Genomic DNA, 23,574 nt, shown 5'->3' on the forward strand with positions numbered 1-23,574 from the left:
CAGTGGGTCGGCGCGGGATGTACCCAATCGGTCCGCTCGCCAATCTCCACCGTGGAGCAGCCCGGTCTCCGGCCGGCTTCGGCGACGGCCGGAGACCGGCGTCCGCCGGCAGGAGGCCGGAGACCGTCCTAGGCTTGCTGACGTGATCATCGCCGACCAGGTCCTCGAGGGGCGGGACGCCATCCTGGCAGCCGCCGGTCACCACCCGTACGTCCGGAACGCGCTCGCCCGCGACGAGGCGCCGCGCGGCTGGCGGCGCGACGACGCGGTGGGCTGGCTGCTGCCGGCGGAGCGCGGCCCGCGCGGCGGCGCGATCGGCGCCCCCGGGCCGGCGGTCGATGTCTTCGCCGACCAGGTCGCGCGCGGCGCGCTGCGGCCGGGCCAGTGGCTGCACCTGCCGCGGCTCGACCCGGCGGCGCTGCCCGGCCGGCTGGCGGTGGCCCGGCACGACGAGTGGGACTTCCTCTGGAGTGCCGCCGCGCCGCCGCGCCAGCCCGACGAGGAGCGGGTGGCCCGGCTCACCGGGGCCGACCACCCCGCGCTGACCGCCCTGATCGAGGAGGCGTTCCCGAGCACCACCTCGCGACCGGGCGACCCGAGGATCGTCGACTGGTACGGCATCCGCGACGGCGACCGGATCGTCGCCTGCGGCGCCGACCGCAGCCGGGGCGACATCGGCTTCCTCGCCGGACTGGCCGTCGCCCCCGACCGGCGGGGACGGGGGCTGGGCGCGGCGTTGACCGCCGCCATGACCCGGGCTCTGCTCGCCCGCCACGACACCGTGGCGCTCGGCGTCTACAGCGTCAACGTCGGGGCGATCCGGCTCTACCGGCGGCTCGGCTTCGCGGCGGGCCTGGCCCGCAGCTCGGTGCAGCTGGCCTGAGCCGCGCGGCACGCCCCGGCCGGCGTGGGGAACCGTTGCTCGCGCATCGTCCCGGCGCCCTCGCGTGGCGCCGGCCCGCGCCGCCGGGGCGACCGCCCGCCGTCCCGGCGTCACGTCAGGCCGGCGCTGCCCCGCCGCCGTCGGCGTTGCCGCTCGTCAGGGCCATGTCAGCGGCGCGATCCGCGGGCCGCTCGGGATCGGCGGCGTCGTGCCCGCCCGGGCCGGACCTCCTCCGCCGCTCGGCCCGCCAGGCGGGCAGGTAGAGCGGGGCGGCGACGGCCAGCACCACGGCCCCCACGAACAGCCCGAGGCTGACGCTCGTACGTTCGGCCAGGGCGGTCAGGACGACGGCGCCGAGCGCCCCGGCCCCTCCGGCCATCATCGAGTTCAGCGAGATGACACTGGTCCGGTAGGGACCGTCGACCTGACGGTGCAGGAGCCCCATGTGCAGCGGGTTCGACGCGCCGTGCACGGCGTAGCAGGCCAGGTAGGCGATCAGCACCCCGACCGGGCCGGCGAAGAGGCCCATCCCGACGACCGTTACGCCCTGCAGGACGCGCAGCAGCGCGGCGCTCGGCGCGGCGCCCAGGTGGCGCAGCATCAGCGGGGTCAGCGCGGCGCCGGCCGCGTTCGCCAGCCACGCCACCGAGGTGGCCGGTCCGAGCAGCGCCGCCGCCCGGTCGGCGTCGCCGACGACCTCCGCGAGCCGGAGCGGTAGCAGCCCCTCGAAGGCGACCATGCCGAAGCCCCAGAACAGCTCCACGGCCACCAGCGCCAGCAGCACCCGGGAGCGGCGCAGCAGCCCGAACGCCTGCCCCACCATCCGGGGAGCCTCGGTGATCGAGGCGCGCAGGGCGCCGGTGCCCCTGACCGATCGGGTCTCCACCAGCAGGATCAGCAGCGCGACCAGCGCCACCGTCTGAAGGACGACGGCGGCGAGCACCGGCAGGGTCAGCGCGCTCACCGGCCCGATCGGGCCGAGCGCGACCAGGCCGCCGCTGAGCAGCGCGCCGGCACCGATGGCGACGCCGATCACGGTCCCGGCGTGGCCGAGGCCACGCTCGTACCCGGCCTCCGGGTCGGCGGCGAGGGTGGCGTCCACGTACCAGGACTCCAGCGGGCCGCTGTCCAGTGCCCGGTAGACGCCCTGCAGCCCCCAGCACAGGACGAAGAGCCAGAACGAGTCGGCCACCACGAAGACCACGAGCGAGATCACGCAGGTCACCCAGGCGACGACGAGCACGGGCTTGCGGCCGAGCGCGTCGGCGAACCCGCCCGTCGGCAGTTCCAGCGCCAGGACGATCAGCCCCTGTGCGGTGACGACCAGACCGATCTGGGAGAGCGAGAGGCCGCGCTCCTGCATCAGCAGGATCATCACGGGGATGAGCAGCCCGGCGGGCAGCCAGCGCAGGCCGTAGAGCACGAGATAACGACGCCGGATCTGGCGTACGGTCAGCGCGCTCACCGCTTCCCCTCCACCCGGGGGTAGGCGGCCAGGAAGACGTGCACCGGCTCCGCCTCGGGCTCGTCGGGCACCTGCTCGTCGCGGTAGCGCTCGAGCAGCCGCCACAGTTCGTCGTTGAGGGCCTGTAGCCGGGCCGGGCCGATCCTCAGCAGGGAGTCGCTCATCCCGGCGGCGTCCCGCCACGCCCGGGTGTAGCCGTGCTCGGCGGCCATCCAGCGCTCGGACTGCTCTGCCAGCAGCCGCACCTGGTCGGCCTGGATCCACTGCACCGCCGCCCGGGCGTCCGGGTCGTCGTCGAAGTCGGTCGGCTCGAAGTTGCTCATGTCGTGGGCAGCCCGCCACCACCGCTGCCGGCCGGTGCCCCGGTCGAGGTCCTCCGTCACCAGCCCCACCTCGGCGAGCTGCCGCAGGTGATAGCTGGTCGCCCCCGTGTTGGTGTCCAGCTTCTCGGCCAGCGTGGTCGCGGTCGCGGGCCCGTCCGCCCGCAGCGTGCCGAGTAGCCGCAGCCGCAGCGGATGGGCCAGGACGCGAACCTGCCGGTTGTCGAGGTGGACGGCGCGCGGTGCATTCTCCATGAACGCACAATATCTCTGCACACTTTCTATGCACAAGAGTTGTGCACAGAAAGTGTGCGTCAACGACGGCATCCGCACGGGTCGTCTCGGGTAGGGCTCCCCGGCGGGTCAGCGGGTGAGCAGTTCGCGCACCCCGCGCAGGCGGGTGCCGAGCAGCCCGGCGGCGCGGGTGGAGTCGAGGCGCACCTCCGCGGGGCGGAGCACGCCGGCAGCGGCGCCGGTGGTGGTCTTCATGCCGGCCGGGTCGATGCCGGCGTGCGCGGCGACCAGCAGGCCCAGCTCCGCGCGGCTGACCGCGTCCGGACCGGCCACGTTGAGCGGGCCGGCGTAGTCGGTGCCGAGAAGCTCCAGCACGGCGGCGGCCAGGTCGGTGACGTCGATCGGACAGCGCAGTTCGTCGGTGAAGAGGCTCGCCCGGCCGGCGAGCGCGTCGTGGCAGAGCTGGATCTGCTTGCTCCCCTCCCCGACGATCAGCGAGGTACGCACCAGTGCCGCGCCGGGGTCGAGGACGCGGACGGCGGTCTCGGCCGCCCCGTACGGGAAGATCGGGCTGGGCGGCTCGTCGTCGGCGTACGGCTCCGGGCGGCCGGCGTGCACGGCGGCCCGGTCCGTCACGTCGAGGCGGCGCGTCTCGACGCCCGGCACCTCGACCCGGCCCGAGTGGTACGCCCCCTCCCCTCTTCCCCTCCACGGACGATCAAGAGGTTTGCGTCATGTCGTCGCGCAGATCCTGACGCAAACCTCTTGATCGACACACGAGGGCGAGCCGGGGCGCAGGCCCCGGCTCGCCCTCGGAGGGAAGGTGGGAGGGTCAGGTGGGGTCGGCCACCGGGGCGGCCGGGCCGGCCGTGCCGGTGTGCGGGGCGGCCTGCGGCTTCGGCTTGGCGTCGATGCCGGCCTCGGTGCGCTGCTGGCCGGTGATCGGCGTGGGCGCGCCGGTCAGCGGGTCGAAGCCGCCCCGGGTCTTCGGGAAGGCGATGACCTCGCGGATCGAGTCCGCCCCGGCGAGCAGCATGCAGACCCGGTCCCAGCCGAACGCGATGCCGCCGTGCGGCGGGGCGCCGTACTTGAACGCCTCCAGCAGGAAGCCGAACTTGTCCTGCGCCTCCTCGGGGGTGATGCCGAGCAGCTCGAAGACCCGCTTCTGCACGTCGCCCCGGTGGATACGGATCGAGCCGCCGCCGATCTCGTTGCCGTTGCAGACGATGTCGTACGCGTACGCCAGCGCCCGGTCCGGCGCCTCCTCGAACCGGTCGACCCACTCGGAGTTCGGCGAGGTGAACGGGTGGTGCACGGCCGTCCAGCCGCCCTCGTCCGTCTTCTCGAACATCGGCGCGTCGACCACCCAGCAGAACGCCCAGGCGCTCTCGTCGACCAGCCCGGCCCGCTTGGCGATCTCGATCCGGGCCGCGCCGAGCAGCTCCTGCGCCTCGCGGGTGTTCGTGCTGGCGGCGAAGAAGACCGCGTCGCCCGGCTTCGCGCCGACCGCGTCGGCGAGCCCGCCCAGGTGCTCGGCGGAGAGGTTCTTCGCCACCGGCCCGCGCGCCTCGCCGGTCTCGGCGTCGAGCACCACGTACGCGAGCCCGCGCGCGCCGCGCGCCTTGGCCCAGTCCTGCCAGCCGTCGAGTTCCTTGCGGCTCTGCGCCGCGCCGCCGGGCATGACGACCGCGCCGACGTAGCCGCCCGCGTCGATCGCGCCGGCGAAGACCCGGAACTCGGTGCCGCGCAGGTAGTCGGTCAGCTCGGTCAGCTCGACGCCGTAGCGCAGGTCGGGCTTGTCGGAGCCGTAGCGGGCCATCGCGTCGTGCCAGGTGATGCGCGGGATCGGCCGGGAGATCTCGTGGCCGGCCAGGTCCTTCCAGAGCGCCGAGACGATCGCCTCGCCGAGGTCGATGACGTCGTCCTCGGTGACGAAGGACATCTCGATGTCGAGCTGGGTGAACTCCGGCTGCCGGTCGGCGCGGAAGTCCTCGTCGCGGTAGCAGCGGGCGATCTGGTAGTACCGCTCCATGCCGCCGACCATCAGCAGCTGCTTGAACAGCTGCGGCGACTGCGGCAGCGCGTACCAGCTGCCGGGCTGCAGGCGCACCGGCACCAGGAAGTCACGGGCGCCCTCCGGGGTGGACCGGGTCAGCGTCGGCGTCTCGATCTCCAGGAAGTCCCGCTCGTGCAGCACCGTGCGGGCGAGCTGGTTGGCGCGCGAGCGCAGCCGCATCGCCTTCGCCGGGCCGCTGCGGCGCAGGTCGAGGTAGCGGTAGCGCAGCCGGATGTCGTCGCCGGCCTCGACCTGGTCGTCCACGGGCAGGGGCAGCGGCGCCGCCTCGGAGAGCACCTCCAGCTCGGCGGCGGTCACCTCGATCTCGCCGGTCGGCAGCTCCGGGTTCTCGTTGCCCTCGGGGCGGCGGGTCACCTCGCCGGTCACGCGGACGCAGAACTCGTTGCGCAGCGCGTGCGCGTCCTCCTCGCGGAACACCACCTGGACCACGCCGGACCCGTCGCGCAGGTCGACGAAGATCACGCCGCCGTGGTCGCGCCGGCGGGCCACCCACCCGGCGAGCGTCACCGTGGTGCCGGCGTCCGTCGCGCGCAGGCTGCCGGCGTCATGGGTACGGATCACGACTCGCGTCTCCTCATCTGCGGTACAGCGTTACCCCTGGCATTCTGTCAGCCCTCCCCCGCACCCCGTTGCGGGGTGAGGGGAGGTGGGGTTCGGCCAGCGACGCAGATCCGTCCCCCGCTACAGCCCGATGTCCCAGGCGCGCGCGGTCAGCACCACCGTCCCGTCGTCGTTGACGTCGGTGACCTGCACCAGCGCCATCTTCCAGGTGTCGCCGCGCTCCCGGGCGTCGCTCAGGGAGGTCCGGACGCACAACATCACGCCCTTGCGGGCGGGGACGTTGATGTCCGTGCCGATGGCACCCTTCGCGATCCGGTCGTCGCAGTCGGCGGCGCTGAGCGTCGCGGCGTCGACCTGGGCGCCCCTCGCCCTGCTGGCCAGGTTGAAGTACGACGAGTCGCCGCCGCAGCGGGAGGTGAACCGGAGCTCTTCGCCGTTGCTGACCCGCACCTCGGGCTTGTCCAGGTCGATGTCCAGGTCGCTGCCGCAACTGGCCCGCAGCGTGAGGCGCTCGTCGACGTACTTCTCCTTGACCGGGGCCCGCGGGTCGAGGGTGGGTTCGGCGCTCCCGCTGAGGCTCGGCTCCGGTGGCGGCGGTTCCGCCCCGGTCGTCGCCGGCGCCGGCGCGGTCGACGTTCCCGCCGGCTCGCCGGAGCCCGGCCGCTCGTCCACCCGGCCCGCGCCGGCCGCCCGGGCGATGTCCCGGGCGTCGTTGGCCTGGTCGAGCGCACGCAGCGACAGCACCGTGGCGAGCAGGCCGAGCAGGACGGCCAGCGCGGCGGCCCCGACGGCGACCTGGGGCCAGCGGCTGCCACCGCGCGGCTTCGGCGCGGCCGGGCCGCCCGGGCCGGGAGGCGGCGGCAGCGGGGCGCCCTGCTGGTCCGAGGTCATCTCGTGGCTCCTCACGTGGGGTGGCCGTACAGCCGCCGCCCATGCCTGTTGCCGGGGCAACCGCCGGGCACGGGGCGCATTTATCCCAGAAATCGAGCAAGATCGCTGTCAGCAACCCGTCACCCGTTGGGGACGCGGCGTCACCGCCGAGCCGGGATAATGAACCGCCCCCATCGATCTTGTGCAGGTGAACCCCCATGACCGAGCCGTCGACCGGCACGGACTCCCTCCGCCGCCGACGCGGTCTGACGCCCGGCGAGAAGACCGGTGCGGCGATCGGCCTGGCCAGCCTGCTTGTCGCCGTACTCGCCTGGCAGTGGCCCCGGCAGAGTCAGGACCCGCGGCCCACCCCGCCGCCGACCCCGTCCCTGGTGACCGCGAGCGCCACCGCGCCGGCCAGCACCCCGGCCACCCCCGGCAGCGTCGCCCCCGACCGGACGTACCTCGACGCGCTGACGCCCGAGACCGGCGCCGGCTACCTGCGACCGCTGCCGCGCGCGCTCGCCGGCCGGGCCGACCTGCCGCACCCGGTCGTGCTCTCCTGCCCGAGCAACGACGGCGCGGACCGCGCCCGCTCGGTCAGCTACCCGCTGAAGCGCCGCTACCTCGACTTCTCGGCCACCTTCCGGGCCTGGTACCCGCCGGGCCAGGATCCGGAGTCCGCCGTGCGGATCAGCGCCGTCGTGACCATCAAGCAGCCCGACGACACCCTGACCCGGCAGCCCCGACCGGGCCGCACGACCACCATGTCCCGACCGGCGGAGTCGCTCTCCTTCTCCGTGGAGGGGGCCGATCTGCTGACGCTGACCGTGGAGTGCGACCTCGGCGAGGGCCTCGCCGTCCTCACCGACGCCGGGCTCACCCGCTGACGGGAGTGCCGGGCGGAGGGACCCACGACGAGGTCAGTCACCCGCATCGGCCGGCAGGAGGTGGTTCACCACGATCTCCCCGACGGTGAGCGCCCGGGCCCGCTCCTCGACGCCCCGGTCGGCGCCGGTGAGCCGGCCGCCGTGCTGGCGCAGGTGCTCCTCCCACGACGGCACCTGGTAGACCTCGACGAAGCCGTCCTCCCGTTCGCCCGGGCGGAACAGGCCCCAGCGCATCGCCCCCGTACGCCGTCGGGACCTGCCCACCAGGCGCATCGCCGCGACGAACTCCGTCTGCCGCTCCGGCGGCACCGTGTAGGAGACGGTCACCAGCACCGGCCCGCTGCGTGGGTCCGCGGGCAGCGTCAGGTGCGGCTCCGGCCACCAGACGGCCGGGTCCCGGTCGAGGCCCCGGGTCTCGCGCAGCGGCCAGAGCGGTACGGTCACCGCGCCGACCGCCATCGTGCCGGCCGCCGCGGCGAGCGCCACCACGAGGCTGGTCAGCTCGCCGAGGGCACCCCAGGCGACCGCGCCGAGCGCCTGCCCGCCCGCGAAGACCATCTGGTAGACGGAGAGGCCGCGGGCGCGTACCCAGCCGGGCAGGAAGAGCTGCATGGCGGCGTTGACGCTGGACAGCACGGTCATCCAGGCCATGCCGGCGGGCACCAGGGCCAGGGCGACCGGCACCGGGCCCGGCGCCAGGGCGAGCACCACCAGGACGGCGGCGTAGACCAGGCCGGCCAGCAGCAGGAGCCGGTTGGTGGTGAGCGCCAGGCGGATCCGGGGCAGGACGAGGGCGCCGGCCACCGCACCGACGCCGAGCGCGGCGAGCAGCACGCCGTACCCGCCCGCGCCCAGGTGCAGGCGGCGGCTCGCGACCAGGGGCAGCAGGGCCCACAGTGCGCTGCCCGGCACCACGAACAGTGCGGCGCGCAGCAGGATCCGGCGGACCACCGGCGAGTGCCGCACGTACCGGCCGCCGGCGCGCAACGCGGCGGTGAACCGCTCCGGCAGGTCGTCGCCGCCGGCCCGCTCCGGCCGCCAGCGCAGCAGCGCCAGCGCGAAGACGGCGAACGACACCGCGTTGACAGCGAAGACGGTGGCGACGCCGGCCCGGGCGACCAGCACCCCGGCCACCGCCGGGCCGACCGCGCGGGCCAGGTTCACGCTGATCGACCCGAGCGCCGAGGCCGAGACGAGCTGGGAGCGGGGCACCAGCTCGGGGATGACCGCCTGCCAGGCCGGCAGGGTCAGCGCCTGCCCGACGCCGAGGGCGAACGTCAGGGTGAGCAGCAGCGCCGGCGGCATCCGGTCGGCGGCGGTGAGGCCGGTCAGCAGTACGCCGACGGTGGCCAGGAAGAACTGCACCCCGATCAGCAGCCGGCGGCGGTCGAGGGTGTCCGCCAGCGCGCCGGCGGGCAGGGCGAGCAGCAGCACGGGCAGCATGCTGGCGGTCTGCACCAGCGCCACCAGGGTCGAGGCGTTGGCCTCCTCGACGAGCAGCCACTGGGCGCCGACGGTCTGCATCCAGGTGCCCACGTTGCTGGCCAGGACCGCCAGCCAGAGGCTGCGGAACGCGGCGAGCCGCAGCGGGGCCCAGGCGGACGTGACGGCGTCGGCGAGCGGGGTCGGGGAGGCGCTCACCGACCGGAACGTACCCCGGCCCGCCCGCTTGAGTCCGGCGAACCGTTGCGGGCACGCGGACGGGCCGCCGGGATCACCCGGCGGCCCGTTGCGGTGCGATCGATCAGAAGATGCTGACGCCGTAGCGGCTCAGCGCCTCGCCGACCGGCTGGAAGTAGGTCGTGCCGCCGGTGCGGCAGTTGCCGCTACCACCGGAGGTCAGGCCCAGGGCGATGGTGCCGCTGAACAGCGAGCCGCCGCTGTCGCCCGGCTCGGCGCAGACGTTGGTGCGGATCAGGCCGGAGACCGAGCCCTCGGCGTAGTTCACCGTGGCGTTGAGCGCGGTCACCGAGCCGCCGCGCAGGCCGGTGGTGCTGCCGGAGCGCTGCACCGACTGGCCGACGTAGGCGTTGCCGGCGGCGGTGATGTCCCGGAAGCTGCCGTTGTAGAGGGAGACGTTGCCGGCGGCGTTGGCGGAGTTGTTGTGCCGCACGATGCCGTAGTCGTTGCCGGGGAAGCTGGTGCCGGTGCGGCTGCCCAGCAGGTTGGTCTGGGCGGAGTTGCTGTACCAGCTCGACGAGATGTTGGTGCAGTGCCCGGCGGTCAGGAAGTAGTAGGTGCTGCCGCTGCGGACGTTGAAGCCGAGCGAGCAGCGACCGCCGCCACCGGCGTAGATGGCCTGGCCGCCGGAGATCCGGGTGCCGAGCACGCCGGCCTCGGCCTCGATCCGGATCGCGCCGTTCATCCGCTCGGCGGCGGCCTTGACGCGCTCCAGCTTGGCGCCGGTGACGGTGCTGTCGACGGAGACGACGACCTGGTTGGTGGCCGGGTCGGTCCACCACGCGGTGCCGGGGATCTTGGCGGAGCGGTCCAGCTCCGAGGTGGCCCGGGCCAGCTCGCTGGCGCCGCGCTTGACGATCTTCGGGGTGGCGCCGGCGGCGCTGACCTGCCGGGCGGCGAGCGCGTCGGTCACGGTGACGACCATCTTGCCGTTGGCGTCGGCGTACGTTCCGGCGGACCGGTCGCCGAGGCGCTCGGCCAGGCCGGCGGCGGCGTCGGGCGAAGCGAACGAGGGTGCGGCCTGGGCGGGCGCGCCGATCAGCGAGCCGGCGACCATGGCGCCGGCCGCGGCGACGACGGCGGCACGACGGAGCGAGGACCTCGTGGGTCGCATACAACAACCTCCAGAAGGGGGTGACGGACCCGCGCCGGGGCGACACGAGCCGGGAGCAGCCCTGCCGATCTGGGGGTACCGGCCGAGCACACTGAAGTATTCACATACTTGAGTTCGTATGCAAGACCCGGCTTTGTCCTTTTCGCCCCGGCTGCCTCGGCCATCGGCCCGAAACATTGTGGACACAGGCGTACGTCTGTGTGCTTCGCCCGCCGTCCCACCATCCGGTACGCGCGACCCGGCGGCCCTCGTGACGTCACCAGGCGGACCGACGCCGACGGCACGCGTCGCGGCCCTGGGCCGATCCACCCGCCGACGGACGGTCAGCCGGCGCGGCGGCGCGCTCCGGGCCCCGGCCGCGGCACCACGTCGCGCGGCCGGTCGACCTCGTGCCCGCGCTCGCAGCGCAGCTCGACGCGGACCTCCGCGCCGCAGTCGCGGTGCGCGACCGTCAGCGGCGAGCCCTCCGGGTCGGCCAGGTAGCGATCCCCCCAGCCGAGGACGGCGACCAGCACCGGCCACAGGTCGAGCCCCATCCCGGTCAGCCGGTACTCGTGGCGCTCCCGGCTGCCGGGCTCCCGGTAGGGCTCGCGCCGCAGGACGCCGCGCTCCACCAGCATCGCCAGCCGGTTGGCCAGCACCTGCCGGGGCACGCCGGTGCGCACCCGCATGTCGTCGAAGCGGCGGACGCCGCTGAAGACCTCGCGCAGCACCACGAGGGTCCACCGCTCACCGAGGATCTCCATCGCGCGGGCGATGGTGCAGTTCTCCACCGACCAGTCCAGTGCCGCGGGTCTCATGCGCTCCAGGCTAGGTCTGATTGACAGACTCAGCAACGCGCTGCGAGGCTGGGTCCATGACGCAGACGCAGGATCCGGCGCGCAGCCGTACCTTCTCGTGGTCCGACCCGGGCATCAACGCCGCGCACGTCGGCCGGCGCGGCGGCCTGGAACTGCTCCGCGCGATGATCGCCGGCGAGCTGGCGGCGCCGCCCATCATGCACCTGGTCGACATGTCCCGGATGGAGGCCGACGAGGGGTGGGTGGCCGTCGAACTCGTCCCGCAGGAGTTCCACTACAACCCGCTGGGCACCGTGCACGGCGGGGTCATCTCCACCCTGCTGGACACCGCCGCGGCGTGCGCGGTGCACACCACCCTGCCGGCCGGGGTCGGCTACACCTCGCTGGACCTGAACGTGAAGTTCCTGCGCCCGGTCACCGTCGCGAGCGGCACGCTGCGCTGCGAGGGCACCGTCCTGCAGAGCGGTCGCCGCACGGCCCTGGCGGAGGCGAAGCTGCTCGACGCGAAGTCGCGCCTGGTCGCCCACGCCACCTCCACCTGCCTCCTCTTCCCCCTCCCCCCTCCCACCGAGTAGTCGGGGCGAGGGGGTGGGTCAGCGGGCGGCCAGGCGGGCGGCCCGGGCGTCGCGCTTCTCCTCGAAGCGGGAGGCGGCACGGTCCAGGTCGTCGAGGTGCGTCGCGATCTGGTCGCGGGCGGCCTCGCCGTCGGCGTCGAGCCCCGTCACGTTGAAGACGTCCCACTGGCGCAGCACCGGCGCCACCACCTCGTCGCGGTGCTGGCGCAGGTCGTAGATGCCCGCCAGGGCGATCGCCACGGACTTGCGGGCGAAGCCGTCGATGCCGTTGCCGGGCATCTGGAAGTTGGCCAGCACGTCGGCGACGGCCCGCATCGTCTGTCCGGGCGCCACTTCGAACGCCGCGCCCAGCAGGTTACGGTAGAAGATCATGTGCAGGTTCTCGTCGGCCGCGACCCGGGTCAGCAGCGCCTCGCACACCGGATCGCCGACCGCCCGGCCGGTGTTGCGGTGCGAGATCCGGGTGGCCAGTTCCTGGAACGAGACGTACGCGAGCGAGTGCAGCATCTCCTCGTCGTGCGCGTTGCGGTAGCCGGCGGACATGTGCGTCATCCGGGCCCGCTCCAACGCCACCGGGTCGACCGCCCGGGTGACGCTCAGGTAGTCGCGGATGGCGGTGCCGTGCCGCCCCTCCTCGGCGGTCCACCGGTGCACCCAGGTGCCCCAGGCGCCGTCCCGGCCGAAGAGCGTGGCGATCTGGTGGTGGTACGAGGGCAGGTTGTCCTCGGTCAGCAGGTTGACGATCAGCGCGGTGCGGGCCACGTCGGGGATCGTCGAGTCGCTCTCCGCCCACGCCTCGCCGCCCAGCGGCCCGTCGAAGGTGCGCCCCTCGCTCCACGGCACGTACTCGTGCGGGAACCACTCCTTGGCGATGGCCAGGTGCCGGTCGAGGTTCTTCTCGACGACGGGTGCCAGTTCGAGGAGCAGGGCGGTCTGGCTGAGTGCGGTCACGACGATCTCCCTACGGTGGCGTAACTTACGCCACCGTAGGTCCGATCGCGCGTACGCGCCAGTAATGTCTCAGCTGACCAGGGGCCTGAGGTCCGCCCGGGGCGGCGTCCACTCCCCCGCCGCGGCGGCGGTCTGCTCGCCGGAACGGATGTCCTTCACCTCGTCGGCCGCGCCGTCCACCCCGGGGAACCAGACGTACGGGATGCCCCGCCGCTCGGCGTAGCGGATCTGCTTGCCGAACTTCGCCGCGCTCGGCGACACCTCGGTCGGTACGCCCCGCGAGCGCAGCGCCTCGGCCACCCGGTTGCTGGCGGCGCGCTGCTCCTCGCTGGTCACCGCGACCAGGACGCAGGTCGGCACGTCCCGCGACACCGACAGCGCGCCCGCGCCGAAGAGCAGCCCCAGCAGCCGGGTCACCCCGATCGAGATGCCGACCCCCGGGAAGCGGGTGGCGCCGGCGCTGGCCAGGTTGTCGTACCGGCCGCCGGAGCAGATCGAGCCGAACCGCTCGTAGCCGATCAGCTGGGTCTCGTAGACCGTGCCCGTGTAGTAGTCCAGGCCACGGGCGATGCGCAGGTCGGCCACGCAGAGCCCCGGCGAGTGCGCGGCGGCCGTCTCCACCACCCGGACCAGCTCCTCGACCCCCTCGTCGAGCATCGGGTCGCTGACGCCCAGCGCGCGGACGGCGTCGGCGAAGGAGGCGTCCGGGGCGGAGATCTCCGCCAGCGACAGGACCGCCTTGGCCTGCGCCTCGCTCGCCCCGGCCGTCTGGGCCAGCAACTCGGCCACCCTCGCCGGGCCGATCTTGTCGAGCTTGTCCACCGCGCGCAGGGCCGACTCCGGGTCGGTCAGCCCGATGCCCCGGTAGAAGCCCTCGCAGATCTTGCGGTTGTTGACCTGGATGCGTACCGGCGGGATCGGCAGCGAGCGCAGCGCGTCGCCGATCACCAGCGGCATCTCCGCCTCGTGGTGCGGGGCGAGGGTGTCGCGGTCGACGATGTCGATGTCGGCCTGGAGGAACTCGCGGTAGCGCCCCTCCTGCGGCCGCTCGCCCCGCCACACCTTCTGGATCTGGTAGCGGCGGAACGGGAACTGCAGCTTGCCGGCGTTCTCCAGCACGTAGCGGGCGAACGGCACGGTCAGGTCGAAGTGCAGGCCGAGCGCGTCGTCGCCGGCCGGCCCGTCGGCGTCGGCCTGAAGGCGCCGGATCAGGTAGACCTCCTTCGAGGTCTCGCCCTTGCGCAACAGCTGGTCCAGCGGTTCCACCGCGCGGGTCTCCAGCGGGGCGAAGCCGTACAGCTCGAAGGTGTCGCGGATCCTGTCGAGGACGTACTGCTCGATCATCCGCTGCGCGGGCGTCCACTCCGGGAAGCCGGAGATGGGCGTGGGCTTGCTCATGATGCTCCGTTCGCGGTCCCGCGCGGTCGGCGCGGGCGAAGAGTCGGCGCGGCCGGCCACGGCCGCGGGGTGAGAAGTCGGTGCGGCCGGTCAGAGGCCGCGGGCGGGGGCCGCCGGTCGCGCGCCGCCACCCGCCACCTCGACGAGGTACGGGTTGGTCGCGCGCTCGCGGCCGATGGTGGTCGCGGGGCCGTGGCCGGGCAGCACGACGGTGTCGTCGGCCAGCGGGAGGATCTTGTCCCGGAGGCTGGTGACCATCCTCGTCATGCTGCCGCCCGGCAGGTCGGTGCGGCCGATGGAGCCGGCGAACAGGACGTCGCCCGAGAGGCAGAGCTGCTCCGCGTCCCACGACGAGCCGGCGGCCGGCAGTCGGAAGAGCACCGACCCGCCGGTATGGCCCGGGGCGTGGTCGACGGTGATCTCCAACCCGGCGAGGGCGAGCGTGGCGCCGTCGGTCAGCTCGGCGACGTCCTCCGGCTCGGTGTAGGGCAGCCGCCCACCGAAGAGCGAGCGGAGCTCCGCCGACAGCCCCTTGGCCGGGTCGGCGAGCATCTCCCGGTCGCCGGGGTGCACGTACGCGGTGATGCCGCGCGCGCCGCAGACCGGTGCCACCGAGAACGTGTGGTCGAGGTGGCCGTGGGTGAGCAGGACGGCGGCCGGGTGCAGCCGATGCTCGGCCAGCAGGGCGTCGAGCCGGTCGAGCACCCCGATGCCGGGGTCGACCACCACGCACTGCTCCCCCGGCGCGGCGGCGACCACATAGCAGTTGGTGCCGAAGGCGTCCGCGGGAAAGCCGGCCACGAGCACGTCCGCTCCCCTTCCGTCGAGTGGGTTGCCTGTCAGCAGCCTAACGGGCGGGGCGAGGAGGTTCTGCGCGTGCGTCCGGGGCGTACCGCGTGGCGCCGATCGTGCCCGTCCCGGGCACCGCGTGCGGCGACGATCGCGTGCGTCCCGTGGGCTCCGCCGGGCGCAGTGACGCGTTCCGATAAACCCGGCCCGGACCTAGTACACCACTTTCCCAGCCGGTAGCCGTACACTCTGGCGGGCGTGTGGCGTGGCGCACCTGCCGCCGAACGGGCGCAGGACGCCCGACCACCGGTGACGACCAGGGTAGAGGAAGGGGAGCACGGGTGGCTTCCAGCAGGGACCGGCAGCGCAAACTGGCGCGCGCCAAGCTCGACCGGCAACTCGCCCGCCGGGCCGCCGTCGTCAAGCGTCGTCGGCAGATCCAGGCCGGTGTCGGCGTCGCCGTCGTCCTCGCGCTGATCGTGGGCGGCTCGGCGTGGGCGCTGGGCGCCTTCGACGACGAGCCGAAGGAGAACACGGCCGCCGAGGACGTCTGCCTGTGGACGCCGCAGGACGCCACCGCGAACACCAACCTCAAGGACGTCGGCACCCCGGCCACCGAGGGGCTGCCCACCGACGGCGTACGTCCGATGACGGTCACCACCAACCAGGGTGCGCCGATCACCGTCGAGCTGGACCTGGCTGGCGCCCCGTGCGCGGCGGCGAGCATCGCCCACCTGTCCAGCCGGTCGTTCTACGACAACACCAAGTGCCACGAGATCACCGCCGAGGGCGCGGTGCGCTGCGGCGACCCGAGCGGCACCGGGCTCGGCGGCCCCACCTACTCGTTCTATGACGAGAACGTGCCCACCGCGCCGTCACCGTCGGCCAGCCCCGCCGCCAGCCAGCCCGCGACGTACCCGAAGGGCACGGTCGCGATGATCGCCAACCCGCCGGGCGCCAACGGCAGCCAGTTCCTGATGTTCTTCAAGGACTTCACCACGGCCGACCCGAAGTATCCGATCATCGGCCGGGTCACCGGTGGGATCGACGTGGTGGCGAAGATCGGTGCCAAGCCGACCGTGGACAATGGGACGGGGGCCAAGGTCAAGCCCAAGGACGACGACGTGGTCGTGCAGAGCCTGACCGTCGGCGAGCCCGCGGCGCAGGCGACCTCGGCACCGACGCCGCCCGCTTCGGGCGCTCCGGCGGCCAGCCCGAGCGCCGGCTGACCCGGCCGCCCCACCAATCTCAGCGGCACCGACCGCGCCACCCGACAGCCCAGGAGGATCCAGGCGTGACGTCCACCAGAGAGCGGCAGCGCGCGGCGGCGCGCGCCCGGCTCGAGAAGGAGATGGCCGAGCGCGCGGCCAGGGCCCGCAAGCGCCGGCAGACCCAGGCGATCGTGGGGGCCGCCTCGGTCCTGGTCCTCGTCGTCGCCGGCACGGTCTGGCTCGTCACCACCCTCGGCGGGGACGACGACAAGACCGACACCGCCGGCCCGGGTGCCGGCAAGGTGCAGTGCGCCTGGACCGAGATCCCCGCCGACCAGCGGTCCCCGCAGATCAAGGACGTCGGGGTGCCGCCCGTGCAGCAGTCGGCCACGGGCACCCAGACGATGACGATCGACACCAACCTGGGCCCGATCACCGCTACGATCGACCGGTCGGCGGTGCCCTGCACCGCGGGCAGCTTCACCCACCTGGCGGAGAAGAACTTCTTCGACAACAGCAAGTGCCACCGGCTGGTGACCGAGGGTATCAAGGTGCTCCAGTGCGGTGACCCCGGCGCGACGGGCAAGGGCTGGCGCCAGACCGACGGCACCGGCGGCCCGAGCTACCGGCTCGCCGAGGAGAACCTGCCCACCGACAAGCGGCCCCCGTACCCGGAGGGCGTGATCGCGATGGCCAACTCGGGCCAGCCGGGCAGCACGGGCAGCCAGTTCTTCATCGTCTACGGCGACTCGCCGCTGGACCCGAACTACACCGTCCTGGGCACCATCACCGGCGGCATGGACCTCGTGAAGCAGGTCGCGGCGGCGGGCGACGACAAGGCGTTCGCGAAGCAGGCCGGTGGCGGCCACCCGAAGAAGGAAGTCACCATCAACAAGCTCACCATGAGCGCCCCCCAGGGCTGAAAACCACCCTGACGTACGACGAGCGCCCGCCGGCCCCGCCGGCGGGCGCTCGTCCGTTCCACCCGCACACCAGCGCCCCGGCTCGGTCGGTGCCGGGCCGGGGCGCTGGTGTGCGAGGGGTTAGCGGGGTCAGGCGCCGGAGGTGACGCGGTAGGCGTCGAAGACGCCGTCCACCTTGCGGACCGCCGCCAGCAGGTGGCCCAGGTGCTTCGGGTCCGCCATCTCGAAGCTGAACCGGCTCACCGCCACCCGGTCGCGGGTGGTGGTGACTGTGGCGGAGAGGATGTTCACCCGCTCCTCGGAGAGCACCCGGGTCACGTCGGCGAGCAGCTTGTGCCGGTCCAGCGCCTCGACCTGGATGGCGACCAGGAACGTCGACGCCGAGGTGAGCTTCCAGCTCACCTCGACCACCCGCTCGGCCTGCGCCCGCAGGTCCTCGGCGTTGGCGCAGTCGTCGCGGTGCACGCTCACGCCGCCGGAGCGGGTGACGAAGCCGAAGACCGAGTCCGGCGGCACCGGCGTGCAGCAGCGCGCCAGCTTGATCCACACGTCGCTGACCCCGCGTACCACCACGCCCGGGTCGGCGCTGCTCTGCCGGCTGCGGGGCGGACGGGTGGCGACGGCGGTCTCGGCGATGTCCTCCGCCGCGCCCTCCTCGCCGCCGTACGCGGCCATCAGCTTCTGCACCACCGACTGGGCGGAGACCTGGCTGTCGCCGACCGCCGCGTAGAGGGAGGCCACGTCGGCCAGGTGCAGGTCCCGGGCGATCGCCATCAGCGCGTCGGAGGTGAGCATCCGCTGCAACGGCATGCCCTGCTTGCGCATCGCCTTGACGATCGCGTCCTTGCCGGCCTCGATCGCCTCCTCGCGCCGCTCCTTGTTGAAGTACTGCCGGATCTTCGTGCGCGCCCGGGGGCTCTTGACGAAGCCCAGCCAGTCCTGCGTCGGGCCGGCCGTGTCGGACTTCGACGTGAAGATCTCGATCACGTCGCCGTTGGACAGCGTCGACTCCAGCGGCACCAGCTTGCCGTTGACCCGCGCCCCGATGCACTTGTGCCCGACCTCGGTGTGCACCGCGTACGCGAAGTCCACAGGCGTGGAGCCGGTCGGCAGCGGGATGACGTCACCCTTCGGGGTGAAGACGTACACCTCCTGGCTGGACAGGTCGAAGCGCAGCGCGTCGAGGAACTCGCTCGGGTCGGCCGCCTCCCGCTGCCAGTCCAGCAGTTGGCGCAGCCACGTCATCTCGTCGATGTGCGCGGGCGGGCCGACGATCTGGGTGCCCTTGTGCTCCTTGTACTTCCAGTGCGCGGCGATGCCGAACTCGGCGGTGCGGTGCATCGCGTACGTGCGGATCTGCATCTCCACCGGCTTGCCGGTGGGCCCGATGACCGTCGTGTGCAGCGACTGGTACATGTTGAACTTGGGCATCGCGATGTAGTCCTTGAACCGGCCCGGCACCGGCTGCCAGTTGGCGTGGATCACGCCCAGCGCCGCGTAGCAGTCCCGCACCGTGTCGACCAGGATCCGCACCCCGACCAGGTCGTAGATGTCGTTGAAGTCGCGACCCCGCACGATCATCTTCTGGTAGATCGAGTAGAGGTGCTTCGGCCGCCCGGTGGTCTCCGCCTTGATCTTGGCGGCCTTCAGGTCGGTCTGCACCTTCTGCGTCACCTGGCGCAGCAGCGCCTCCCGCTGCGGCTGGTGCTCGCCGATCAGCCGGTTGATCTCCTCGTAGCGCTTCGGGAAGAGCGTGCCGAAGGCCAGGTCCTCCAGCTCCCACTTGATCGTGTTCATACCCAGCCGGTGGGCCAGCGGGGCCAGGATCTCCAGCGTCTCCTTCGCCTTCTGCTCCTGCTTGGGGCGGGGCAGGAAGGTGAGGGTACGCATGTTGTGCAGCCGGTCGGCCAGCTTGATCACCAGCACCCGCGGGTCCTTGGCCATCGCGACGACCATCTTGCGGATCGTCTCGGCCTTGGCCGCGTCGCCCAGCTTGACCTTGTCGAGCTTGGTCACCCCGTCGACCAGCAGCGCCACCTCGCCGCCGAAGTCGGCCCGCATCTGGTCGAGGGTGTATTCCGTGTCCTCGATCGTGTCGTGCAGGAGCGCGGCGACCAGGGTGGTGGTGTCCATGCCCAGGTTGGCCAGGATCGTGGCGACCGCGAGCGGGTGGGTGATGTAGGGGTCGCCGGACTTGCGGTACTGCCCGGAGTGCCAGCGGGCCGCCGTGTCGAAGGCGCGCTGGAGCAGCCGCGCGTCCGCCTTGGGGTGGGCGTCCCGGTGGGTCGAGATCAGCGGCTCCAGCACCTCGCTGACCTGCGAGGACTGCCAGGGCGCGTTGAACCGCGCCAGCCGTGCCCGGACCCGGCGGCCGGTGGGCGCGGTGGAGAGCGCGAAACCGGCGCTCGGCATGTGGTCGCCGACGACGTCGGCGGGGAACGGAAGCAGGACCCCCTCGGCCGCCGCGCCCGCGCCGCCGGCCGTGGCCGTCGGCGTATCGGGGCGTACGGGCTCGGCCGGGACGGTCACGCCGGGGCCCGCCTCCGGGGCCTGCGCGTCACCGTTGGGTGCGGTCGCCGAGCCGTCCGCGTCGCCTGTCGGGTACACCGTGCCCTCCACCGGAGGGGCGACATCGTGGGACACCGGCCTCCTCACCGCTCGCCGGGAAGTCACCGACCGTGCGCCGGCCGGCCTGGTCTCGCGCCGCCCGGACGGGTCCCGCCCGGTCAGCAAAGGGCAATGCTACCCGCACGCACGGTGCCCCGCCGCTCCGCCGGACGGTCCGCACCGGGTCCGCCCGACGGTCGGCGGGGTCAAACGGTCAACAGGGCATGCACCGGGCGCGGGGCCAGCCGCTCCCGGCCGCCGAGGAAGGCGAGCTCCAGCAGGACGGTGAAGCCTGCCACGGTCCCGCCGGCCCGCTCCACCAGGTCCAGCGTCGCCTCGGCGGTGCCGCCGGTGGCCAGCACGTCGTCGACCACCAGCACTCGGTGCCCGGCCGTGAAGGCGTCCTCGTGCACCTCCAGCGTGGCCTCGCCGTACTCCAGGGCGTAGGAGGCCGAGTAGGCCGGACGGGGCAGCTTGCCGGCCTTGCGCACCGGCACGACGCCGACCCCGGTCGCGTACGCGATGGCGGCAGCGACTACGAACCCGCGCGCCTCGATGCCGACGACGGCGTCGAACGACTCCCGCCCGTGGTACGCGACGATCCCGTCGATCACCTGACGGAACGTGTCGCCGTCGGCGAACAGCGGCATCAGGTCCTTGAACATGACGCCGGGCTTCGGGAAGTCGGGCACGTCGAGCACCCGGCTGGCGACCAGCGCGGCGGTGGCCGGGCCGCTGTCTCCCCGTACCCCGGTGCTGTGGGTCTCCGTCACGGCAGTTCCGCTCCCCTTCACGACGACGGCGTCCTGCATGCTGCTCGCACAGCATGAAGGACGCCGTCGGATCGGTTCCTACCGGGTCTGCCCGGCCCGGCTCAGCGCCGCTTGCCGCCACCCGGCCGGTTGCCACCGCCGCCGGCGGGTCGGCCGCTCCGGGCGCCGGTCGGGCGCTTCCCGGCCGGTCGGGCGCCCACCCGCGGCGCCGCGCCGGCCAGCGCGGCCGACTCCGGGTCGACCGGCTCGTCGTCGGACTCGTCGGTACGCGGGGCGGTGCCCTTGCCGGTAACCTCGCCCCGGGCGATCGCGCCCCGGCGGGCCATTACCCGCTTGTTGTGCGCCTGGATGCGCGGGTCGTAGTTCTTGAGCAGCACCAGCAGCGGCGTGGCCAGCAGGATCGAGGTCAGGAACGCCACCGCCATACCGACGAAGAGCACCAGGCCCAGGTCCTTCAGGGTGCCCGCGCCGAGCAGGCCGGCACCGATGAAGAGCAGACCGCCGACCGGCAGCAGCGCGACCACCGACGTGTTCAGCGACCGCATGAGGCTCTGGTTGATCGCCAGGTTGGCGGCCTCGCCGTACGTCTGGTTGTTGTTGGCGGTGATGCCGCGGGTGTTCTCCTGCACCTTGTCGAAGACCACCACCACGTCGTAGAGCGCGAAGCCCAGGATCGTGAGGAAGCCGATGACCGTCGACGGGGTGACCTCGAAGCCGACAAGCGAGTAGATGCCGGCGGTGAGGACCAGGTTCATGATCAGCGAGGCGACGGCCGCGACCGCCATCCGCCACTCGAAGCGCAGGATCAGGTAGACCATCACCACCGCGATGAAGATGACCAGACCGAGCAGCGCCCGGGAGGTGACCTGGCTGCCCCACGCCTCGCTGACCTGGTTGCCGCTGATGGCGGCGGCGTCGATGCCGAACTCCCGGGCGATCTCGTCCTTGACGGCGTTGGACTGCTCGGTGTCGAGCTGGCTGGTGCGCACCTCGTAGAAGTCGCCGCCGGTGCCGCCGACCTTCTGCGTGGTGACCACCTCGGCGCCGTCGGCGGCCGTGTCGAGGGCCTCCTGGACCTTCAACTCGGTCTGATCCAGCGTGCCGACGCTGGCCGGGATCTGGAACGAGTTGCCGCCGGCGAACTCGATGCCGAGGCTGAAGCCGCGCAGCCCGAAGCTGAGCAGCGACAGCAGGATCAGCGCGAGCGCCACGCCGAACCAGAGCTTGCGCCGACCGATGATGTCGAGGCCGGCCTCGCCACGGTAGAGGCGGCTCGCGAGACCACTCTTTGCCATCTCAGGCCTCCTTCACGCGCGGGTTGCGGGGCTTGGCCGGCTCGGCCGTCCGGGGCGGGAGCGCCCGGCCGAGGCCGCTGACCCGCGGGGACAGGAACGCGGAGGTGCGGGCGAACATCGTCATGATCGGGTGCCGGAAGAGGAACACCACGACGAGGTCCAGCACCGTGGCCAGGCCGAGGGCGAACGCGAAGCCCTTCACCGTGCCGACCGAGACCACGTAGAGCACCACCGCCGACATCAGCGTGATCGCGTTGGCCGAGATGATCGTGCGGCGGGCCCGGATCCAGGCGCGCGGCACCGCGCTGCGCGGGCTGCGCCCCTCGCGGATCTCGTCCTTGAGCCGCTCGAAGTAGATGACGAACGAGTCCGCCGCCACACCCAGTGACACGATCATGCCGGCGATGCCGGCGAGGGTGAGGGTGAAGCCGATCTGCCGGCCCAGCACCACCAGCGCGCCGAAGACCAGCAGCGCCGAGAGAACCAGGCTCAGGAAGATGACCGAGCCGAGCAGGCGGTAGTAGAAGAACGAGTAGACGATGACCAGCAGCATGCCGATGCCCGCCGCGAGCAGACCCGCCCGCAGGTGGCTGGCACCCAGGGTGGCGGTGACGTTCTGCTGCTCCTGCGCCTCGAAGGTCACCGGCAGCGCGCCGTAGCGCAGCTGGCCGGCCAGGGCGCTGGCGTCCTTCTGGTTGAAGTTGCCGGTGATCTGCGAGTTGCCCGTCAGCACGCCCTGGATCTCGGGCGAGGAGACGATCTCGTTGTCGAGCACGACGGCGACACGGCACTTGCCGTCCTGGCCGAGGGCGGTGGCGTCGCAGGCCTGTCCCTCGTTGTTGAACGCCTCGCGGGTCAGGTTGGTCCACTTGGTCTGGCCGCCGCCCGTGAAGTCGAGGCTCACCACCCACTGGCTGGTCTGGTCCAGCACCGCGCTGGCGCCCTTGACGTCGGTGCCCAGCACCTTCGCCTGGTCGAGCAGGTACTTCGCCACGCCGTCCTCGCAGGCCACCGCCTGCTGGTCGGCGGCCGAGATCGACGCCGGCGGGCGCTTGTCGAGCTGGGCGCAGCTGATCTGCGGCACGTTGAACTGCACCGCCGCCGGCAGCACCGCGACCTCGCGCGGGTCGAGAGCCGCGAACGGCTTGAGCTTCTCCGCCAGCGACGGGTCGGCGGCCAGGTCGGCCGGGGCCTGGAGACCGCTCGCGGCCGCCCAGGCGGCGGCGCCGACCTTCTGCTCGACGGCCTTGCGCTGCTCCTCGATGCTCTGTGGCACCGGCTCGCCGCTGGCGCTCGGCGCCGGGGCGGCGGCCGAGGGGGTGGCGCTCGGTGCGGCCGACGCGCTGGCGCTCGGGGCCGGGGCCATGCCGCCCTGGCCGCCACTCGGCGACGCGGTCGCCTTCGGGGCGGCGCTGCCCGACGGGGCGGCGCTGCCCGAGGGCTTCGCGCTGCCCGACGGGGCCGGGGCCGCGCTGCCGGACGGGGCCGGGGTGGCGGCGGGCGGCGGGGCGGTGGCCGCGCCGCTGCCGTCGGCGGCCTTGAGCACCTTGCGGAAGCGCAGCTCGGCGGCGTCGCCCACCTCGGTCAGGTCGCGGTTCTCGCCGGGCAGGGAGATCACGATGTTGCGGTTGCCCTCGGTGACCACCTCGGCCTCGGCGACGCCGAAGGCGTTGACGCGGCTCTCGATGATCTGGCGGGCCTCTTCGAGGTTCTCCGCCGTGGGGGGCCGGCCGTCGACGCTGTTGGTCGCCTCCAGCGTCAGCCGGGTGCCGCCGACGAGGTCCAGGCCGAGCTTGGGCTCGAGCCTGTCCTTCAGGCCGCCGCTGGCGCCGCCCGCGAAGAACACCAAAAGATAGAGGACGACGAAGATGAGCCCGAGCACGGCCAGTTGCCGTCCGGGCCGCATCTGTCCCTGAGGTGGTGCCACGGCTGTCCTGTCTCCCTGTACGGTCGCGCCGCTGGTGCGGCGGGTGTCGGCCGGTCCGGCCGGCGGGTCCGACGGGCCGGCGTCGGAGGCCGGCATCCGGCTCCGGGCTCGGCGTGGGGGCGCCGGGCGGAACGGGACGAGCCGGCTTCCGGCGTCGGGCCCAACTATCCAGTTTTCACGTCGCCTCCGCTGCCCCGTCGGGGAAAGTCGTCACCGGAGTCCGGCGACGAC

Annotated in this window: 20 protein-coding genes; 5 read left to right on the plus strand and 15 right to left on the minus strand. The window is 73.1% G+C overall.

Annotated elements, in window-relative coordinates; translation table 11 throughout:
* Positions 1 to 142 precede the first annotated feature (142 nt).
* The gene (locus tag ACGFNF_RS09730) at positions 143 to 883 is read left to right on the plus strand and encodes a GNAT family N-acetyltransferase (protein ID WP_393166952.1); all 741 of its coding nucleotides are present in this window, start codon (positions 143 to 145) and stop codon (positions 881 to 883) included.
* 115 nt (positions 884 to 998) lie between these two features.
* On the opposite strand, the gene ACGFNF_RS09735 is transcribed toward ACGFNF_RS09730, so the two are convergent.
* The 5 genes from ACGFNF_RS09735 to ACGFNF_RS09755 all read right to left on the minus strand — a co-directional run bounded on the left by ACGFNF_RS09735 (position 999) and on the right by ACGFNF_RS09755 (position 6,431).
* Entirely contained in the window at positions 999 to 2,348 is a 1,350-nt protein-coding gene (locus ACGFNF_RS09735) for an MFS transporter (protein ID WP_357580574.1), read from the minus strand.
* Positions 2,345 to 2,923 carry a winged helix-turn-helix domain-containing protein gene (locus ACGFNF_RS09740; RefSeq protein ID WP_311413823.1) on the minus strand — a complete coding sequence of 193 codons (579 nt, stop codon included), beginning with the start codon at positions 2,921 to 2,923 and terminating at the stop codon, positions 2,345 to 2,347. The genes ACGFNF_RS09735 and ACGFNF_RS09740 overlap by 4 nt, the downstream gene beginning before the upstream one ends.
* 108 nt (positions 2,924 to 3,031) lie before the next feature.
* On the minus strand, positions 3,032 to 3,568 hold the full coding sequence (locus tag ACGFNF_RS09745; protein WP_393166954.1) for a sugar nucleotide-binding protein: 537 nt from the start codon (positions 3,566 to 3,568) through the stop codon (positions 3,032 to 3,034).
* Positions 3,569 to 3,734: 166 nt separating this feature from the next.
* Positions 3,735 to 5,540 carry an aspartate--tRNA ligase gene (gene aspS, locus ACGFNF_RS09750; protein ID WP_393166956.1) on the minus strand — a complete coding sequence of 602 codons (1,806 nt, stop codon included), beginning with the start codon at positions 5,538 to 5,540 and terminating at the stop codon, positions 3,735 to 3,737.
* Between the two features lie 120 nt (positions 5,541 to 5,660).
* Positions 5,661 to 6,431, minus strand: coding sequence for a hypothetical protein (locus tag ACGFNF_RS09755; RefSeq protein WP_393166958.1), 771 nt, complete (start codon positions 6,429 to 6,431; stop codon positions 5,661 to 5,663).
* Between the two features lie 197 nt (positions 6,432 to 6,628).
* Here ACGFNF_RS09755 and ACGFNF_RS09760 point away from each other — a divergent pair, with 197 nt between their 5' ends.
* Positions 6,629 to 7,300, plus strand: coding sequence for a hypothetical protein (locus tag ACGFNF_RS09760; protein ID WP_393166960.1), 672 nt, complete (start codon positions 6,629 to 6,631; stop codon positions 7,298 to 7,300).
* A gap of 33 nt (positions 7,301 to 7,333) precedes the next feature.
* On the opposite strand, the gene ACGFNF_RS09765 is transcribed toward ACGFNF_RS09760, so the two are convergent.
* From ACGFNF_RS09765 to ACGFNF_RS09775, 3 genes are all read right to left on the minus strand, one after another.
* Positions 7,334 to 8,941: an MFS transporter gene (locus ACGFNF_RS09765; RefSeq protein ID WP_393166962.1), complete on the minus strand. Its 1,608-nt coding sequence runs from the start codon at positions 8,939 to 8,941 to the stop codon at positions 7,334 to 7,336.
* Between the two features lie 103 nt (positions 8,942 to 9,044).
* Positions 9,045 to 10,094 (minus strand): S1 family peptidase, encoded by a 1,050-nt coding sequence (locus ACGFNF_RS09770; RefSeq protein ID WP_393166964.1) that lies wholly within the window; start codon positions 10,092 to 10,094, stop codon positions 9,045 to 9,047.
* Between the two features lie 323 nt (positions 10,095 to 10,417).
* Positions 10,418 to 10,894 (minus strand): helix-turn-helix domain-containing protein, encoded by a 477-nt coding sequence (locus ACGFNF_RS09775; protein ID WP_357580582.1) that lies wholly within the window; start codon positions 10,892 to 10,894, stop codon positions 10,418 to 10,420.
* Positions 10,895 to 10,950: 56 nt separating this feature from the next.
* On the opposite strand from ACGFNF_RS09775, the gene ACGFNF_RS09780 reads away from it, so the two are divergent.
* Positions 10,951 to 11,469: a PaaI family thioesterase gene (locus tag ACGFNF_RS09780; RefSeq protein WP_393166966.1), complete on the plus strand. Its 519-nt coding sequence runs from the start codon at positions 10,951 to 10,953 to the stop codon at positions 11,467 to 11,469.
* A gap of 18 nt (positions 11,470 to 11,487) precedes the next feature.
* Here ACGFNF_RS09780 and ACGFNF_RS09785 read toward each other — a convergent pair whose 3' ends face one another.
* The 3 genes from ACGFNF_RS09785 to ACGFNF_RS09795 form a co-directional block, all read right to left on the minus strand.
* Positions 11,488 to 12,420 (minus strand): acyl-ACP desaturase, encoded by a 933-nt coding sequence (locus ACGFNF_RS09785; protein WP_393166968.1) that lies wholly within the window; start codon positions 12,418 to 12,420, stop codon positions 11,488 to 11,490.
* A 69-nt stretch (positions 12,421 to 12,489) separates the two neighbouring features.
* The gene (hisS, locus tag ACGFNF_RS09790) at positions 12,490 to 13,818 is read right to left on the minus strand and encodes a histidine--tRNA ligase (protein ID WP_393166970.1); all 1,329 of its coding nucleotides are present in this window, start codon (positions 13,816 to 13,818) and stop codon (positions 12,490 to 12,492) included.
* 90 nt (positions 13,819 to 13,908) lie between these two features.
* Complete coding sequence (locus ACGFNF_RS09795; RefSeq protein ID WP_357580586.1) at positions 13,909 to 14,625, minus strand: MBL fold metallo-hydrolase; 717 nt, start codon at positions 14,623 to 14,625, stop codon at positions 13,909 to 13,911.
* Positions 14,626 to 14,948: 323 nt separating this feature from the next.
* On the opposite strand from ACGFNF_RS09795, the gene ACGFNF_RS09800 reads away from it, so the two are divergent.
* Entirely contained in the window at positions 14,949 to 15,836 is an 888-nt protein-coding gene (locus tag ACGFNF_RS09800) for a peptidylprolyl isomerase (protein ID WP_393166972.1), read from the plus strand.
* A gap of 65 nt (positions 15,837 to 15,901) precedes the next feature.
* Positions 15,902 to 16,741, plus strand: coding sequence for a peptidylprolyl isomerase (locus ACGFNF_RS09805; protein WP_393166974.1), 840 nt, complete (start codon positions 15,902 to 15,904; stop codon positions 16,739 to 16,741).
* 129 nt (positions 16,742 to 16,870) lie between these two features.
* Here ACGFNF_RS09805 and ACGFNF_RS09810 read toward each other — a convergent pair whose 3' ends face one another.
* From ACGFNF_RS09810 to secD, 4 genes are all read right to left on the minus strand, one after another.
* Positions 16,871 to 19,384 carry a RelA/SpoT family protein gene (locus ACGFNF_RS09810; RefSeq protein ID WP_393166976.1) on the minus strand — a complete coding sequence of 838 codons (2,514 nt, stop codon included), beginning with the start codon at positions 19,382 to 19,384 and terminating at the stop codon, positions 16,871 to 16,873.
* Positions 19,385 to 19,554: 170 nt separating this feature from the next.
* On the minus strand, positions 19,555 to 20,121 hold the full coding sequence (locus ACGFNF_RS09815; RefSeq protein WP_357580789.1) for an adenine phosphoribosyltransferase: 567 nt from the start codon (positions 20,119 to 20,121) through the stop codon (positions 19,555 to 19,557).
* Positions 20,122 to 20,222: 101 nt separating this feature from the next.
* Positions 20,223 to 21,416 (minus strand): protein translocase subunit SecF, encoded by a 1,194-nt coding sequence (secF, locus tag ACGFNF_RS09820; RefSeq protein ID WP_357580788.1) that lies wholly within the window; start codon positions 21,414 to 21,416, stop codon positions 20,223 to 20,225.
* 1 nt (position 21,417) lies between these two features.
* Entirely contained in the window at positions 21,418 to 23,343 is a 1,926-nt protein-coding gene (gene secD / locus ACGFNF_RS09825; protein ID WP_393166978.1) for a protein translocase subunit SecD, read from the minus strand.
* Positions 23,344 to 23,574: the final 231 nt, after the last annotated feature.

It is taken from the genome of Micromonospora sp. NPDC048868 (genome assembly GCF_043198195.1).
Classification (GTDB): domain Bacteria; phylum Actinomycetota; class Actinomycetes; order Mycobacteriales; family Micromonosporaceae; genus Micromonospora; species Micromonospora reichwaldensis.

What these genes read in the sequence shown, in the direction of transcription:
- ACGFNF_RS09740 (WP_311413823.1), bottom strand. Translation starts at nt 2,923, where the DNA reads ATGGAGAATGCACCGCGCGCCGTCCACCTCGACAACCGGCAGGTTCGC.
- ACGFNF_RS09755 (WP_393166958.1), bottom strand. Translation starts at nt 6,431, where the DNA reads ATGACCTCGGACCAGCAGGGCGCCCCGCTGCCGCCGCCTCCCGGCCCG.
- ACGFNF_RS09760 (WP_393166960.1), top strand. Translation starts at nt 6,629, where the DNA reads ATGACCGAGCCGTCGACCGGCACGGACTCCCTCCGCCGCCGACGCGGT.
- ACGFNF_RS09770 (WP_393166964.1), bottom strand. Translation starts at nt 10,094, where the DNA reads ATGCGACCCACGAGGTCCTCGCTCCGTCGTGCCGCCGTCGTCGCCGCG.
- ACGFNF_RS09775 (WP_357580582.1), bottom strand. Translation starts at nt 10,894, where the DNA reads ATGAGACCCGCGGCACTGGACTGGTCGGTGGAGAACTGCACCATCGCC.
- ACGFNF_RS09780 (WP_393166966.1), top strand. Translation starts at nt 10,951, where the DNA reads ATGACGCAGACGCAGGATCCGGCGCGCAGCCGTACCTTCTCGTGGTCC.
- hisS (WP_393166970.1), bottom strand. Translation starts at nt 13,818, where the DNA reads ATGAGCAAGCCCACGCCCATCTCCGGCTTCCCGGAGTGGACGCCCGCG.
- secF (WP_357580788.1), bottom strand. Translation starts at nt 21,416, where the DNA reads ATGGCAAAGAGTGGTCTCGCGAGCCGCCTCTACCGTGGCGAGGCCGGC.